General features: G+C 43.3%; 14 protein-coding genes and 2 tRNA genes. 10 read left to right on the top strand and 6 right to left on the bottom strand.

Going from position 1 to position 15040, the window contains the following annotated elements:
• The first annotated feature begins 121 nt into the window (after nucleotides 1–121).
• On the top strand, nucleotides 122–328 hold the full coding sequence (locus HMPREF3034_RS07225; RefSeq protein WP_036900768.1) for a heavy-metal-associated domain-containing protein: 207 nt from the start codon (nucleotides 122–124) through the stop codon (nucleotides 326–328).
• Between the two features lie 11 nt (nucleotides 329–339).
• Nucleotides 340–2259 carry a heavy metal translocating P-type ATPase gene (locus tag HMPREF3034_RS07220; protein WP_036900765.1) on the top strand — a complete coding sequence of 640 codons (1920 nt, stop codon included), beginning with the start codon at nucleotides 340–342 and terminating at the stop codon, nucleotides 2257–2259.
• Between the two features lie 55 nt (nucleotides 2260–2314).
• On the opposite strand, the gene HMPREF3034_RS07215 is transcribed toward HMPREF3034_RS07220, so the two are convergent.
• The 3 genes from HMPREF3034_RS07215 to htpG form a co-directional block, all read right to left on the bottom strand.
• A tRNA-Arg gene (locus HMPREF3034_RS07215) sits at nucleotides 2315–2388 on the bottom strand.
• A 28-nt stretch (nucleotides 2389–2416) separates the two neighbouring features.
• Nucleotides 2417–2493 (bottom strand) — tRNA-Arg (locus HMPREF3034_RS07210).
• A gap of 66 nt (nucleotides 2494–2559) precedes the next feature.
• On the bottom strand, nucleotides 2560–4614 hold the full coding sequence (gene htpG, locus HMPREF3034_RS07205; RefSeq protein WP_062434395.1) for a molecular chaperone HtpG: 2055 nt from the start codon (nucleotides 4612–4614) through the stop codon (nucleotides 2560–2562).
• A 217-nt stretch (nucleotides 4615–4831) separates the two neighbouring features.
• On the opposite strand from htpG, the gene HMPREF3034_RS07200 reads away from it, so the two are divergent.
• The gene (locus HMPREF3034_RS07200; RefSeq protein WP_062434385.1) at nucleotides 4832–5344 is read left to right on the top strand and encodes a sigma-70 family RNA polymerase sigma factor; all 513 of its coding nucleotides are present in this window, start codon (nucleotides 4832–4834) and stop codon (nucleotides 5342–5344) included.
• 48 nt (nucleotides 5345–5392) lie between these two features.
• Here the strand turns inward: HMPREF3034_RS07200 and HMPREF3034_RS07195 are convergent, their stop codons facing one another.
• On the bottom strand, nucleotides 5393–5770 hold the full coding sequence (locus HMPREF3034_RS07195; RefSeq protein ID WP_036897974.1) for a hypothetical protein: 378 nt from the start codon (nucleotides 5768–5770) through the stop codon (nucleotides 5393–5395).
• Nucleotides 5754–7211, bottom strand: coding sequence for an aminoacyl-histidine dipeptidase (locus HMPREF3034_RS07190; protein WP_062434382.1), 1458 nt, complete (start codon nucleotides 7209–7211; stop codon nucleotides 5754–5756). Before HMPREF3034_RS07190 ends, HMPREF3034_RS07195 begins: the two co-directional genes overlap by 17 nt.
• Nucleotides 7212–7304: 93 nt before the next feature.
• On the opposite strand from HMPREF3034_RS07190, the gene HMPREF3034_RS07185 reads away from it, so the two are divergent.
• From HMPREF3034_RS07185 to HMPREF3034_RS07170, 4 genes are all read left to right on the top strand, one after another.
• Complete coding sequence (locus tag HMPREF3034_RS07185) at nucleotides 7305–7499, top strand: hypothetical protein (RefSeq protein WP_036897980.1); 195 nt, start codon at nucleotides 7305–7307, stop codon at nucleotides 7497–7499.
• Between the two features lie 24 nt (nucleotides 7500–7523).
• The gene (locus HMPREF3034_RS07180) at nucleotides 7524–8135 is read left to right on the top strand and encodes an OmpH/Skp family outer membrane protein (protein ID WP_036897983.1); all 612 of its coding nucleotides are present in this window, start codon (nucleotides 7524–7526) and stop codon (nucleotides 8133–8135) included.
• A 100-nt stretch (nucleotides 8136–8235) separates the two neighbouring features.
• Nucleotides 8236–8886: an endonuclease III gene (gene nth, locus HMPREF3034_RS07175; RefSeq protein WP_036897985.1), complete on the top strand. Its 651-nt coding sequence runs from the start codon at nucleotides 8236–8238 to the stop codon at nucleotides 8884–8886.
• Between the two features lie 7 nt (nucleotides 8887–8893).
• Nucleotides 8894–9598, top strand: coding sequence for a DUF2461 domain-containing protein (locus HMPREF3034_RS07170; RefSeq protein ID WP_036897988.1), 705 nt, complete (start codon nucleotides 8894–8896; stop codon nucleotides 9596–9598).
• A gap of 113 nt (nucleotides 9599–9711) precedes the next feature.
• Here the strand turns inward: HMPREF3034_RS07170 and HMPREF3034_RS07165 are convergent, their stop codons facing one another.
• Entirely contained in the window at nucleotides 9712–10590 is an 879-nt protein-coding gene (locus tag HMPREF3034_RS07165; protein ID WP_062434378.1) for a KPN_02809 family neutral zinc metallopeptidase, read from the bottom strand.
• Nucleotides 10591–11017: 427 nt separating this feature from the next.
• Here HMPREF3034_RS07165 and HMPREF3034_RS07160 point away from each other — a divergent pair, with 427 nt between their 5' ends.
• The 3 genes from HMPREF3034_RS07160 (at nucleotide 11018) to HMPREF3034_RS07150 (ending at nucleotide 14982) form a co-directional block, all read left to right on the top strand.
• Nucleotides 11018–11641: a cytidylate kinase-like family protein gene (locus tag HMPREF3034_RS07160; protein WP_062434454.1), complete on the top strand. Its 624-nt coding sequence runs from the start codon at nucleotides 11018–11020 to the stop codon at nucleotides 11639–11641.
• Between the two features lie 102 nt (nucleotides 11642–11743).
• Entirely contained in the window at nucleotides 11744–14212 is a 2469-nt protein-coding gene (pheT, locus tag HMPREF3034_RS07155) for a phenylalanine--tRNA ligase subunit beta (protein ID WP_062434373.1), read from the top strand.
• 38 nt (nucleotides 14213–14250) lie between these two features.
• Nucleotides 14251–14982, top strand: a complete 732-nt coding sequence (locus tag HMPREF3034_RS07150) for a YebC/PmpR family DNA-binding transcriptional regulator (protein WP_036897997.1) — start codon at nucleotides 14251–14253, stop codon at nucleotides 14980–14982.
• Nucleotides 14983–15040 lie beyond the last annotated feature (58 nt).

The raw sequence follows: 15040 nt of genomic DNA, 5'->3' as shown, positions 1-15040 counted from the left end.
ATAAATGGGGGATATATCTAGTATCTTTGTAGCAACAGAAGAATATAGATGAGAAGAATTACATTCTTGCTTCTTACGCTTTTCTGTCTAAAACATTGTTTAATAATAAATCGAGGAAGTTATGAATAAGATGTTTCAAGTGAATGGTATGAAGTGTGTACATTGTAAAGCTAATGTAGAGAATGCAGTAAAGGCAATTATCGGAGTAGCTAGTGCTGAGGTTAATTTGGAAGCAAAGAGTTTGATGGTTGATTTTGATGAGGCTCTGGTGGCAATTGATAATATCAAGGCGGCTGTCGATAATGCCGGCTATGAGTTTGTAGGATAGGAGAACCGAGTATGGAAAAACGAACGATTCCGGTTGTCGGTATGGCTTGCTCGGCTTGTTCGGCCAATGTGGAGCGAAGGTTGAATGCACTTGAAGGCATCAGTATGGCATCGGTGTTATTGCCCAGTCGTTCGGCTTTGGTGGAGTACGACCCGCAAGTCATCTCGCTCGAAAAGATGAAGAGTGAGATCAATGCTATTGGTTACGATATGATTATCGAGTCAGACCGCAGTGTCGTTGAGATTGAACGACGCGAATATCAATTGTTGTTACGTAAGACAATACTATCATGGATATTCTCGCTATTGGTGATGTCGGTCTCTATGGGGTGGATAGTTATCAATAATCGCAGCGCTGCCAATCAAGTAGCCATGCTTCTTGCCTTGGCCAACTTTGTGTATTGTGGTCGTGGATTTTTTGTCTCGGCATTCAAACAGATACGTCATAGGGCAGCCAACATGGACACGTTGGTGGTGTTGAGTACCTCTATTGCTTTTCTTTTTAGTGTGTTCAACACCTTTTGGGGTGCGACGGTGTGGGGCACGCGAGACATTGAATGGCACACATATTTTGACGCCTCGGTGATGATTATCACATTTGTACTCACTGGTCGACTCTTGGAAGAGAGGGCAAAGAATGGTATGGCCGGGAGTATTCGGACTTTGATGGGACTCGCGCCCAAGACTGCTCATGTGGTAAAAGGTGAGGAGATAGAGGAAGTTCCTATCTCTACCATTACCGTGGGCGATGTGTTGGAGGTGCATCCGGGCGAGAAAGTACCGGTAGATGGCGATGTGACATGGGCTAATAGCTTCATGTTGGAAGGTGGAGCATACGTAGACGAGTCGATGATAACGGGCGAACCAACACCTGCTCTCAAGCAAATGGGGAGCAAAGTGTTGGCTGGTACGATACTTCAACAGGGCAAATTGCGCTTCCGGGCACGTCAGATAGGGGAGAATACGGCCTTGGCTCACATCATCAAGATGGTGCAAGAGGCTCAAGGAAGTAAGGCTCCTGTGCAGCGAATCGTCGACAAAGTTGCTCTTATCTTTGTTCCGGTAGTGGCTTCCATAGCCCTGCTAACTTTTATAATATGGTGGGCTGTAGGGGGCAATGCTGCTCTTCCACAGGCCATTTTGTCGGCTGTGGCTGTGTTGGTGATAGCATGCCCGTGTGCTATGGGATTGGCTACGCCGACAGCTTTGATGGTTGGTATAGGGAAAGCAGCGCAGAAAAATGTGCTCATCAAGGATGCAACAGCTCTAGAAAGTATGCGAATGGTGGATGTTATGGTGATAGATAAGACAGGTACCATTACGATTCCAAATCAAAATATAGATTTCACGAAAGCCGACGACCTGCCTTTGGAAGAGCGAGAGACACTGAAACCTAATGCGTGTGAGGCGATGAAAGAATTACAAGATATGGGTGTCGAGGTGTATATGATGAGTGGTGACAAGGAAGAGGCGGCTCATTATTGGGCCGAGAAGGCTGGTATTAAGCATTATTATAGTAAGGTATTGCCGCAGGATAAGGAGAATTTGGTGCGTAAGCTACAAGCCGAGGGAAAGCGCGTGGCTATGGTTGGCGACGGCATCAACGATACTCAAGCATTGGCTTTGGCCGATGTGAGTGTGGCCATGGGGCGCGGTACGGACGTAGCCATGGATGTAGCGCAAGTGACTTTGATGACTGACGATTTGCAACGTATACCGGAAGCCATTCGATTGAGCAAGAAAACGGTACGTATGATATGGCAGAATCTGTTCTGGGCGTTTGTCTATAATATCGTATGTATACCGTTGGCGGCCGGTATTCTCCATTTATTTGGTATCGATTTCCAAATCACTCCGATGTGGGCAAGCGCTTTGATGGCTTTCTCTAGTGTGAGTGTGGTGTTGAATAGTCTGCGATTAAGATTTGCGTAAAGGTATAGATGATATAATAACAAAAAAGAGACGGGCTGATGCTCGTCTCTTTTTGTGACTTCGCTGGGATTCAAACCCGGAACCTTCTGATCCGTAGTCAGATGCTCTATTCAGTTGAGCTACGAAGCCAATCCATAAGTATTGCTATTAAGAAGAGTGGTGACTCCGCTGGGATTCAAACCCGGAACCTTCTGATCCGTAGTCAGATGCTCTATTCAGTTGAGCTACGGAGCCCCGTTCTTAATTTGCGAATGCAAAGGTAGTAACTTTATTTTGTACCACCAAATTTTCGCTTACTTTTTATTTGATAAGTTCCACAGAACGTCTTAAAAAGGCATCTAGAGCCTGTCCTTTAAGCATTCCATTTTGCAAAAGAGCTAGGTCTATCAACTGATGTACGATAGAATTGTCCTTTGCATAGTTGGCAATGACCTCTGTCTTTTTTTTCTTTTCGTTGGAAATACTTTCCTCTGTGTTCTTAACATCGTCTTTCTCGTCTTGTGTAATTTCCTCCGGTTTCTTGCCAGATTGGCTCTGATGGAGGGCAGCGAGACGTGCTTGCAAGCCTTTGAGCTCGCTGACAATGGGTTTTAAGGCCTCTGTAGTTTTGTTTTCGCAGTCTTCCAAGATACTCTTAACGAGTGCATGGTCGCTGTTGAGTACGATGGTGTAGCTGTCGGGCATCTGTGAATAGAAGCTCATACCGGCTTGGAACTTGCTCATTTCTTTCATTCGGCGCATGTATTCGCTCTGTGTGATGAGCACCGGTTGGCTTTCTTGTCCGAGTGCTTGTACCTCTACTTGGAAGTCGGCTTGGCCTATTTGAGGCATCTGCGACTTGAATACTTGTGACAAATTGTCACGCTTTTCCTCTTCTAGTTCGACTTTCTTGCTGTCTTCTTTAACGATGAGGCGGTCAACGACATCGGCATCTACACGAGTGAAACGGCTTTTTTCAAACTTTTGTTCCAGCATGGAAACCATCGGAGAATCCAATTGTCCATCGAGCAACAGTACGTTGTAGTCTTTCTGCTTAGCTGCTTGGATATAGGTATATTCCTCTTCTTGGTTATTTGTGTACAGATATACCAAGTTGCCATCTTTATCTGTTTGGTTGTCCTTGATAAGTGTCTTGTAGTCTTCGTAAGTGTAGTATTTATTGTCTACATCCTTGAATAAGGCGAAGTCTTTGGCTCTGTCGTAGAAATCTTCTTGTGATAACATACCGTAATGGATGAAGATTTTGAGGTCGTCCCACTTCTCTTCGTATGCCTTGCGGTCTTCTTTGAAGATGCTTTGTAGTCTGTCGGCTACCTTCTTAGTGATATAAGTAGAAATCTTTTTGACGTTGGCATCGCTTTGGAGATAACTGCGGCTCACGTTCAAAGGTATATCCGGAGAGTCTATTACACCGTGCAGCAAGGTGAGGAATTCAGGTACGATACCTTCTACTTGGTCGGTTACGAATACCTGATTGCAATATAATTGAATCTTGTTGCGCTGTAATTCGATGTTCGCTTTGATCTTCGGGAAGTACAAGATACCCGTCAGATTGAAAGGATAATCCACATTCAGGTGAATCCAGAACAAAGGTTCGTCCTGCATAGGATACAGTTCACGATAGAAGTTCTTATAGTCTTCATCCTTCAATGTAGACGGAGTTTTGGTCCAAAGTGGCTCAATGTTGTTGATGACATTGTCTTCTTCGGTGTCTACCATCTTACCATCTTTCCATTCACTCTTCTTTCCGAAGGCTACTGGAACAGGCATAAAGCGACAGTATTTGTTCAGTAGTTCTTGTATCTTATTCTTCTCTAAGAACTCTTTGCAGTCGTCGTCGATGTGCAAAATGATGTCGGAACCTCTGTCAACTTTCTCTAACTCTTCTATAGTATAGGCCGGACTGCCATCGCAACTCCACTTAACAGCCTTTGAACCTTCCTTATAGCTCTTGGTAATAATTTCTACTTGCTTGCTCACCATGAAGCTGGAATAGAAGCCAAGTCCAAAGTGTCCGATGATAGCATTGGCGTTATCCTTATACTTATCGAGGAAGTCGTTGACGCCGGAGAAAGCAATTTGGTTGATATATTTATCTATCTCGTCTTCGGTCATGCCGATACCACGGTCGCTAATAGTCAAGGTTCCCTTCTCAGTATCTAGTTTTATTTGTACGGTAAGGTCGCCCAACTCGCCTTTAAAGTCTCCTTTTTCGGCCAAAGTCTTAATCTTTTGTGTGGCATCAACAGCGTTGCTGACCATCTCGCGAAGGAAGATTTCATGATCAGAATAGAGAAATTTTTTGATGACAGGGAATATATTCTCTGTTGTAACCCCGATATTTCCTTTTTGCATAATACAATATAGTTTAGTGTTTTCTACTCATTCCATGCAAAGACTGTGCCAAATTGGTTTGCTATCTGTTAGATACCGTATGCCTACATTATATTAAATGTTAGAAAAATATATCAAATTGATTCATTTAAATAGAATTAATGGTTTTCTGTGTGAGCCGTCTAGAAAAAATACTATCTTTGCAATAGCTATTCAACTCCAATGTAATGCGTTAATCATGGAGAATCTAAAAGAAACAAACAACCTAATAGCTGATTACTATACTCAGCACTACGACGAACTACTAGCATTTGTATGCAAGCATTCATTGAGTCAAGATACATCGGAAGACATTGTTCAGAATGTCTTCTTAAAGATATTGTCAATAGGCAAGATGATTACAGCTATCACATTACCGAGTCTTGTCTACACGGTAGCCCGCAATCTGATATATGATTATTGGCGTCATTTACGCTATGTAGAGGAATACGAACACTATCTAGCATGGCAGGGATGCCAAAGTAATCCGGTCTCTGTATATTCGATAAATGAAATAGGGGAGATACTGGAGAAGGGTATTGCCCGCTTGAGCGACAAGCACCGACACATCTATAGAATGAGTCTATACGAGGGATTACAAGTATCTGAAATCTCCCAAACATTACATATGAACTATAAGAGCGTTGAAAACAGACTTGGAACAGCCCGAAAAGAGGTGCGACAGTACGTGCGTCGGATGCTGGCTTCATAAAAACAACAATCCCTCGATGTGCATTTCGCTTCATCGAGGGATTGTTGTTTAGTTGTTTTTGCAAGCAATAACCGTTGTCAATTGGTCATCGAAATAGAACGTTTGCTTCAAAGTGTCTGTCCCATTGACATATTTTGCCCGTACGAAGAGCACTTTTTTATTGGGCGAAGTCTTGAATTTGACGCCTTTCTTGAATGATTTTTGCGTTGCAATATTCGTTTCCATGCGTTTGATGACAGCCGGTGTGATGTAGAAAGAAGAGTCTACATCAGAGACCGTAAGGGCTGCAATGTCTTGGTTTACGAGGTTATTGGCCAAGTAATTTTCTACCAAACCCTTTGCCCGATGCTTCATTCCGCATGAGGAAAGAGCCATTGCTATGAAGGCAATGGCCATGTATGATACAGTCTTATTTTTTAGTTGCATGCTTGAGAATGTCTATCAAATGATCCCAAACCATCTGTACGCTTGGAATATAGAGGCGTTCCTCGGGTGTATGGACGTAGCGAAGAGTTGGGCCGAAGCTCACCATATCTACGTTAGGATACTTCTCTGAGAACAGTCCGCATTCCAAACCTGCATGGATACCCAGTACTTTCGGTTCTTTACCAAATAATCTCTTGTAGCTTTCTACAGCGGTTTTGGTCAATTTACTGTCTGGATTCATCTTCCAAGCAGGGTACTTATCGGTGACGGTAAGTTCTGCACCGGCCAATTGGAATGCCGCTTTGACAGTATTGGTCATATTCTCTAAGTTGCTCATTACGTTACTACGCTGGCTTGCAACGACGTAAATCTCGTTGTCAGAAGTCTGTACACTCGCAACATTGCTTGATGTTTCGACCAACCAAGAGATGGCTTCGTCTTGGCACATGGTGAATATTCCGTTGTCAATGGCTTGCATGGCCAAGATGAACTTATTGGAAATGTCCTGAGGTAGCACCTTTACGGCGTCTGTACTTGACATGGCAAACTGCATCGCTTGGTCGGTTACGTGGAACTCTTCTTCCACTTCCGATACGAAAACATTCCAATCTGCCTTTACATTTTCCTTCATATCGCTCTTGACAGCGAATATAATCTTGCCGTCACGAGGGATAGCATTGTGCATTTTTCCTGAATTGAAAGAAGCTAAACGCAGTCCATATTTCTCGTTGGTAAGGTATAAGAAGCGAGTTAAAATTTTGATGGCATTAGCTCGTTTCTTGTTAATATCGTCCCCGGAGTGCCCGCCTGTCAGTCCCTTTAGCGATGCCTCTAGGAAGAAGTAGCCCTCCGGAGCATCCTCACGGTCAAACTTAAACTTGGCATGTGTGGTTTGGCCACCCGCGCAACTGACGAATATCAATCCCTCGTCTTCTGAATCCAAATTGATTAATTGGGTTCCAGTCATGAATCCGGCAGCCAATCCGTGGGCGCCGGTAAGACCGGTTTCCTCGTCACGAGTAAAGAGACATTCTAGTGGACCGTGCTCTATCTGGTCGTCTTCTAACACTGCTAACTGCATAGCCACACCGATACCGTCGTCAGCACCGAGCGTTGTGCCCTTAGCTGTGAGCCAATCTCCATCGACATAAGTCTGTATTGGGTCGGTCAAGAAGTTGAAGTCAACATCCACCAATTTATCACATACCATGTCCATGTGGCTTTGTAGGATGATGGTGTCGCGGTCTTCGTAGCCCTTGGTTGCCGGCTTAGATATTAGCACGTTGCCTATCTCATCGACCTTGGTAGCTAGTCCATGACTCTTACCAAACTCTTTTAAATACTCTATAATTTTCTCCTCGTGTTTCGAGGGACGCGGAATCTGATTTATTTTTGCAAACTGTTCAAAAACGTGTGCAGGCTTTAATTCGTTTTTATTCATTTAATTATGTTATTTTATTTTGTCCTTTTATGGTTTTATATTACCTTTGCGACGTACTAAAAGGGTACATCTTATTCTGCAAAAGTAATAAAAATGGTACAAACATTATTAATGAGCGTGTTAATAATTGCTATCTCTATAGCTTTGTTGAGCGTGAAATTGATATTTAAGAAGAACGGAAAGTTTGCTTCTCAGCATATCCATGACAGTGCTGCCTTGCGTAAACAAGGTATTCATTGCGTCGTAGATCAGGACAAAGAGGCTAGAGCTGCGAACAAGGCATATTAAGAATCATAATTAAATAAAATACAAATGAAAAAGAAAAACATCTTTCTCAATATGGCTCTTGCTGCTACAGCAATTCTTGCCATGACTTCATGTAATCAGTCAGCTCCTAAAGTAGATAACAAAGCTGAGGCTTCTCAGCCTGCTCCTACAAGCTTGAAGATAGCTTATGTAGAAGTAGATAGTATCATGACACAATATAAGTTCTGCAAAGAATTCTCTCTTATCCTTCAGAAGAAGGGGCAGAATATTCAGAATACATTGGCTTCCAAGAACCAGCAATTGCAGGCTGCGGCTGCCAACTTCCAGCAAAAAGTACAGCAGAATGCTTACACTCGTGAGCAGGCTGAGGCTATCCAAGCCGGTCTTCAGAAGCAGAACAACGACTTACAGGCTCTTAATCAGCGTCTAAGTAGTGAGTTTCAAGTAGAGACCGATAAGTATAATAAGGCTTTACGCGATAGCATTCAGAACTATCTGAAGACTTACAATCAAGATAAGAAGTACAGCATTATCTTGAGTAAGGCCGGTGATAACCTACTCTATGCAGACAAGGCATACGATATTACCAACGAGGTAATTGCAGGTTTGAACAAAGCTTACAAGTCTACAGTAAAGGCTGGAGCTGATAAAAAGTAAGAAACAATTTCTAAATATTAAATACCTTCTCGTTTCGAGAGGGTATTTTTTTTTGTCTATAATCAGTGCTTGCTGTCATTTGTTTTTGTACTTTTGTATTATGACAAGAAAAGAACGATACGAGTATATACTCGATTATTTTCGTCGCGAGAAGCCTAGTGTGGGCACAGAATTGCAATTCGGCAGTGCTTTCCAACTGCTCGTTGCCACATTGCTCAGTGCACAATGCACCGATAAACGTATCAATGAGGTGACTCCGGAACTCTTCCGCCACTATCCGGATGCCCGCTCCATGTCGCAAGCCGAGCCCGAAGAGGTGTTCGAATATGTGCGAAGTGTGTCTTATCCCAATGCCAAAAGCAAGCATTTGGTAGAGATGTCGCGTATGATAGTGAGCGATTTCGGCGGAGAAGTACCTAGCGAAATGACTGATTTAGTGAAACTTCCGGGAGTGGGGCGTAAGACTGCTAACGTGCTTCAAGCCGTTTGGTTTGGTCGTGCAACAATGGCTGTTGATACCCATGTCTATCGGGTGAGCCATCGACTAGGGCTCGTCCCCAAGACGGCTAACACTCCTTTGAAGGTTGAGCAAGTCCTCATGAAGAGCATACCCGACGAGGATATACCCAATGCACATCACTGGTTGTTGCTGCATGGACGCTATGTGTGCCAGAGTGCACGTCCTAAATGCGAAGTGTGTCCATTCGATTCGTTCTGTCCTAAACTGTTGGAAGGAAGTAAATTAGAATAAATAATGTATGGATATAAGGAGAATCAATAAGTTTTTGCAGGCCATTGCAGCCAATAATAATCGCGAGTGGTTTCAAGAACACAAAGCAGAATACGAGGCCTGTAAAGCTGATTTCGAGCAGAGTGTAGACCAACTTATTTTGGCAATAGCCAAGTTTGACCCTTCAATTAGTTATCTGACGGCTAAAGATTGTACCTATCGCTTCTATCGAGATACACGTTTCAGTGAGGATAAGAGTCCGTACAAGACTCATTTCGGAGCTTATGTCAGTGCCAAAGGAAAGAAGAGTCTCCATGCCGGTTATTATCTCCATATAGCTCCGGATGGCTGTATGCTTGCCAGTGGAGCATATTGGTTGCCTACCAATATACTTACCTCGTGTCGCAATGAGATTCTTGGTAATACCGAGGCATGGCTCAAGTGTGTGGAGAATGGTGCCTTTGTCAAGACCTTCGGCTACGCCAATGAGGGTGATATGGAGGTGAAGTCGGGCAAAGGATTCGGCATGACTCGTCTGAAGACTGCACCGAAAGGATTTCCTCGTGATTCGGAATTAGTACCTTATCTACGCATGAAAGATTATGTGTGTTGGCAATATGTGCCGGCTACCCTGTTTGAAAAGGAGAATTGGATAGCTGAGAGTGTGAAGGTATTCAAGGTTGCCAAGCCCATGATGGACTTTATGAACAGCGTCATAGATGACTACGAATAAAATGAAAATGGGAGTTAAACGAGTTTAGTCTTTTCTTTTTTATATGTAGACAAATTCGTTTAATCCCCAATAGTTTTGTAGCTTAGTATTTTAGCTAAATTACGATAATGCCCTTATAATTCTGCATCCGACTTATCAAATGTAGTCGTATTCATATCACCGGTCTCAATACCGAGTTTCAACCATTTCATGCGTTGCTTGCTAGTTCCGTGGGTGAAACTCTCCGGTTGACTATATCCACGTGCTTTTTCTTGCAAGTAGTTGTCTCCAATTACCTGTGCACAGTTAATAGCCTCTTCTAAATCACCCTCTTCCAGACTGTTGTATTCTTCGTTGTCATAGTGTGCCCATACGCCCGCATAGTAGTCTGCCAATAGTTCCAGTCGTACGCTTACCTTATTGGCATCGGCTTTACTCATCGAGTTCATGGCTTGATGGGCTTTGCCGAGTGTTCCTAATAGGTGTTCTACGTGGTGTCCTACCTCGTGGGCTATGACATAAGCGTAGGCGAAATCGCCCTCAGCCCCTAGTTGACTCTTCATCTGTGAGAAAAACGAAAGGTCTATATAAAGCTTTTGGTCGGCCGAACAATAGAACGGACCTACCGATGCCGATGCGTTACCGCAAGCGCTTTGAACTTGTGAGGTGAACAGTACAAGCGTAGGAGGTGTGTATTTACGCCCCATCTTTTGGAACACTTCGGTCCATACATCTTCTGTTCCTGCAAGGATTTGGCGTGAGAATTTAGCTAATTCCTGCTCTTCCGGAGCGAACGATTGTTCCTCTCTTGGTGAGGTCTGATCTTGTAATTGTTCCAATCCTCCTTGTTGTACGACGTTGTTAACGACATCGCCAAGGTTGCCACCCGACATGAATGTGATGATGGCAATGAGGATAATACCTCCTATACCACCTATACCAGCCTTGGCACCTCCGCTCATTCCTCTGCGATCTTCAACGTTGTTGCTCTCGCGTCTACCTGATAATCTCATAACTCTTATTCTAAAACTATGTTAATGTATTTTGTAAACTTACGCAAAAAATCCGAATACAGCATCGTAATGGTGTGATTTTTCTCTCTTTGATTATCGTGCTTTTATTTCTTGTCTCTTTACTTTTTCCCTTTCAACTCATCACTTCTCACTCTTAACTCATCACTCTTTACCATGCTGCAAGGCCTTGGCAGTCTTGCTGTTTGGCTTTTGCAGCGATGTTGAAGAGTCGATGCAGCGATGCTGCGAAGCCCTTGCAGTGAGGTTAGTTTTTAAGTTTATGGATTTATAAGTTATTGAGTTCTGTGGTAAATACAATTTGTTTACACATGGAAAAATAGAAACTTGAATCGTAATCGTTGCATTCTAACGATTTATTCGTTATATTTGCGTAGAGCAACCGAATGTGGAACTAATACTAAAAGCTATGGATAAGAACGAAAAATTTATTATTACGATAAATCGAGAGTTTGGTAGTGGTGGGCATGCTATTGGTGAAGAGCTGGCTCAAAGGCTCGGAGTGAAGTTGATAGACAAGCAGCTGTTACAGGCTGTGGCCGATAGGTTCAGCCTGTCTAAAGAAGAGGCTGAGGCTTTGGAGCAGCGCCGCCCATCTTGGTGGGACGACTTTACACACTTCTATCAGTCGTTTATGGCTATGAACGAGTATCATGTTACCCCTCGCGATATCACGTCTCGACAATTGTTTTTTGCTCAAGGTAAGGCCATGAGCGAGATAGCTAGTCGTGAATCTTGCGTGATAATAGGTCGCTGTGGATTTGATATTTTCAAGGATACGCCTAACGTTTTGAAGCTGTTTGTGCATGCTTCGCGTGATTATAGAGTTCGGCGTATCATGGAACGATATGGTGTAGACGAGCAAAAGGCTATGCAGATGATAGACGATAACGACTATACGCGACAACTTTATACCAAGATTTTCACAGGGCACGAGTGGTATGATGTGCACAACTACGATTTGACATTAAACGTAGGAAAGTATGGGCAGAGTGGTGTCGTAGATTTATTGATGCGATTTATTGACTCCTAAAAATGCTTTTCGGGGCAGTATTACAGTAGAAAACTTTTTGCAAAGTGCTGATTTTTTCGTATTTTTGCAACGTTTTTGAGTATACATAAAAATCATTATATAATGAATATTTCTTATAAATGGCTTAAAGAATATGTCGATTTTAATCTCACTCCTCAAGAGACAGCGGACGCGTTGACTTCTTGTGGACTTGAAGTCGGTTCGCTAGAAGAGGTACAAACCATCAAAGGAGGGCTGAAAGGCTTGTTTGTTGGTAAGGTGTTGACCTGTGAGGCACATCCAAACAGTGACCATTTACACGTTACTACAGTAGACTTAGGCAAGGAAGCGCCACAGCAAATCGTATGTGGAGCAGCCAACGTGGCAGCCGGACAAAAGGTTATCGTAGCCGATTTGGGGTGCGTGCTTTACGATGGTGACGACTCGTTCACCATCAAAAAGAGTAAATTGCGTGGTGTAGAATCATTGGGAATGATTTGTGCTGAAGATGAAATCGGAGTGGGAACATCTCACGATGGTATCATCGTGTTGCCCGAAGATGCACCGGTGGGTATGCCTGCTGCAGAATATTATCATCTAGAAAGTGACTGGTTAATAGAGGTAGATATCACTGCTAACCGCAGCGACGGGTTGAGTCATTATGGTGTGGCTCGTGATTTGTATGCTTGGTTGTTGCAGAATGGGTATGAAACCAGTCTGCATCGTCCTGATACATCAGCTTTCCAAGTAGACAACCACGATCTGCCCATTGACGTGGAGATACAGAATACGGATGCTTGCAAGCGTTATGCTTGTGTGAGCATCAGCGACTGCGAGGTGAAGGAAAGTCCAGAGTGGTTGAAGAATAAATTGAGCGTGATAGGTCTTCGTCCTATTAATAATATAGTAGATATTACCAATTATGTCATGATGGCTTATGGCCAACCCATGCATTGCTTTGATGCCGACATGGTAAAAGGGCACAAGATAGTAGTTCGCACGCAACCAGAAGGTACTAAGTTTGTGACACTGGATGGCGAGGAACACGAATTGGGCGAGCAAGATTTGAGCATTTGCAATGCCGAAGATCCTATGTGTATAGCCGGAATCTTTGGTGGAAGGGGTAGTGGAACATACGAGACAACACGCAATGTGGTGTTGGAGAGCGCTTATTTCCATCCTACATGGATTCGCAAGAGTGCACGCCGCCATGGTTTGAGTACGGATGCCAGCTACCGTTTTGAGCGTGGTATAGACCCTAATGGAGTTATTTATGCACTCCAACAAGCTGCTATTCTTTGTAAAGAGTTGGCTGGTGGCAAGGTGTCTATGGAAATTAAGGATGTTAATCCTGAACCTATCAAGGGCTTTGATGTAGAGTTGAAGTATGAATATTGCGATCGTCTCATCGGTAAGCAGATTGGTAAAGATACCATCAAGCGTATCGTTACAAGTTTGGAAATGGAGATTGTGTCCGAAGATGAAGAGGGCTTGAAGCTTCAAGTACCTGCTTATCGTGTGGATGTACAGCGTCCTTGCGATGTGGTAGAGGATATTCTCCGTATTTATGGCTATAATAATATCGAGATACCTACTCAGTTGAAGAGTTCGTTGACAGTTACCAGTGATGGCGATACCAAGCATAAACTGGAGAATTTGATAGGCGAACAGCTTGTTGGATGTGGTTTTAACGAAATCTTAAACAACTCGTTGAGCAAGACTGCTTACTATACAGAGCAGGAACTTAACGCTTATCCGGAGGCTCGCACGGTGAAGGTGATGAATCCACTAAGTGCGGATTTGGGCGTGATGCGCCAGACATTGCTGTTCGGTGGACTCGAAAGTCTCGTGCGAAATGTGAATAGAAAGCAGACTAATCTGAAATTCTTTGAGTTTGGTAATTGCTATACATTCGAGAAAGAACGCCAAACCGAGGATGCTCCTATTCGTGGTTATGTACAGCGTTCGCACCTTGGCTTGTGGCTGACAGGTAAGCATGTAGAAGGCAGTTGGATTCATCCGAATGAAGATATGTCGTTCTATGAGTTGCGAGCTTATGTACAGAATATTTTCAATCGTTTGGGTGTACCGGCTGGTAGTGTCGTAATGAAGAAGAGTGAGAATAATATCTTCTCTCATGGATTGCGTCTTGAAAACCGTGGTGGTAAGGTGCTTGCAGAGTTAGGTATCCTAATCAAGGCCTTGCAGAAGAAGTTTGGTCTCGATTCGGAAGTATATTATGCCGATATAGAATGGGATGCAGTGGTGAAAGCCGTGAGCAAAAACAAACTTGAATATCAAGAGATAAGCAAGTATCCTGCTGTAAGTCGCGACCTCGCTTTGTTGGTTGATGCCGGCGTAGAGTTCTCTCAGATAGAGCAAATTGCCCAACAGACAGAGAAGAAACTATTGAAGAAGGTAGAGCTCTTCGATGTATATGAGGGTAAGAATCTGCCTGCCGGTAAGAAGAGTTATGCTGTTAACTTCATCTTACAAGACGAGCAGAAGACACTGAACGATAAGCAGATAGAGGCTATCATGAGTAAGTTGATACATCAGTTGACAACAAAACTGAATGCAGAATTGAGATAATCAGAACATTATAAAAACAATTATATTATAGAATTCCAATGGGAAGAGCATTTGAATATCGTAAAGCTGCAAAGCTAAAAAGATGGGGCCATATGGCTCGAACGTTCACGAAGTTAGGTAAGGAAATCGCTATTGCTGTTAAAGCCGGTGGTCCGGAGCCTGAGAATAATCCGCGTTTGCGTGCCATCATCGCTACTTGTAAGCGTGAGAACATGCCTAAAGATAATATTCAGCGTGCTATCAAGAACGCTATGGGCAAGGATACCAGCGACTACAAAGAGGTGACTTACGAAGGCTATGGACCTCATGGAGTAGCTGTTTTTGTTGATACTTTGACAGACAATACTACCCGTACCGTAGGTGATGTACGTTCTGTATTCAATAAATTCAATGGTAATATGGGGACACAGGGCTCTTTGAGCTTCTTGTTCGACCATAAGGCTGTGTTCTCTTTCAAGAAGAAAGAGGGCTTGGATATGGAAGAATTGATTCTCGACTTGATTGACTTTGGAGTGGAAGATGAGTTCGATGAGGATGAAGAAGAGAACGAAGTAACCATCTATGGTGAACCAACAAGCTTCGGAGATATTCAGAAACATCTGGAAGAGAATGGCTTCGAGATTACTTCTGCCGAGTTTACTCGTATTCCAAACGATTTGAAAGACGTTACTCCGGAGGAGCGCGAGACAATTGATAAAATGGTAGAACGCCTCGAAGACTTCGATGATGTGCAGAACGTTTACACGAATATGAAACCTGCGGAGGAGTAAAATACAACTCTTAAGGTATGAAATAGGAAAGAGGGTGTGTCAAAATTGATACCCCCTC

This window comes from Prevotella sp. DNF00663, assembly GCF_001553265.1.
In the GTDB taxonomy this organism is placed as follows: domain Bacteria; phylum Bacteroidota; class Bacteroidia; order Bacteroidales; family Bacteroidaceae; genus Prevotella.
This window is presented reverse-complemented; position numbering and strand designations above follow the sequence as displayed.

What these genes read in the sequence shown, in the direction of transcription:
- HMPREF3034_RS07225 (WP_036900768.1), top strand. Translation starts at nt 122, where the DNA reads ATGAATAAGATGTTTCAAGTGAATGGTATGAAGTGTGTACATTGTAAA.
- HMPREF3034_RS07220 (WP_036900765.1), top strand. Translation starts at nt 340, where the DNA reads ATGGAAAAACGAACGATTCCGGTTGTCGGTATGGCTTGCTCGGCTTGT.
- htpG (WP_062434395.1), bottom strand. Translation starts at nt 4,614, where the DNA reads ATGCAAAAAGGAAATATCGGGGTTACAACAGAGAATATATTCCCTGTC.
- HMPREF3034_RS07200 (WP_062434385.1), top strand. Translation starts at nt 4,832, where the DNA reads ATGGAGAATCTAAAAGAAACAAACAACCTAATAGCTGATTACTATACT.
- HMPREF3034_RS07195 (WP_036897974.1), bottom strand. Translation starts at nt 5,770, where the DNA reads ATGCAACTAAAAAATAAGACTGTATCATACATGGCCATTGCCTTCATA.
- HMPREF3034_RS07190 (WP_062434382.1), bottom strand. Translation starts at nt 7,211, where the DNA reads ATGAATAAAAACGAATTAAAGCCTGCACACGTTTTTGAACAGTTTGCA.
- HMPREF3034_RS07185 (WP_036897980.1), top strand. Translation starts at nt 7,305, where the DNA reads ATGGTACAAACATTATTAATGAGCGTGTTAATAATTGCTATCTCTATA.
- HMPREF3034_RS07180 (WP_036897983.1), top strand. Translation starts at nt 7,524, where the DNA reads ATGAAAAAGAAAAACATCTTTCTCAATATGGCTCTTGCTGCTACAGCA.
- nth (WP_036897985.1), top strand. Translation starts at nt 8,236, where the DNA reads ATGACAAGAAAAGAACGATACGAGTATATACTCGATTATTTTCGTCGC.
- HMPREF3034_RS07170 (WP_036897988.1), top strand. Translation starts at nt 8,894, where the DNA reads ATGGATATAAGGAGAATCAATAAGTTTTTGCAGGCCATTGCAGCCAAT.
- HMPREF3034_RS07165 (WP_062434378.1), bottom strand. Translation starts at nt 10,590, where the DNA reads ATGAGATTATCAGGTAGACGCGAGAGCAACAACGTTGAAGATCGCAGA.
- HMPREF3034_RS07160 (WP_062434454.1), top strand. Translation starts at nt 11,018, where the DNA reads ATGGATAAGAACGAAAAATTTATTATTACGATAAATCGAGAGTTTGGT.
- pheT (WP_062434373.1), top strand. Translation starts at nt 11,744, where the DNA reads ATGAATATTTCTTATAAATGGCTTAAAGAATATGTCGATTTTAATCTC.
- HMPREF3034_RS07150 (WP_036897997.1), top strand. Translation starts at nt 14,251, where the DNA reads ATGGGAAGAGCATTTGAATATCGTAAAGCTGCAAAGCTAAAAAGATGG.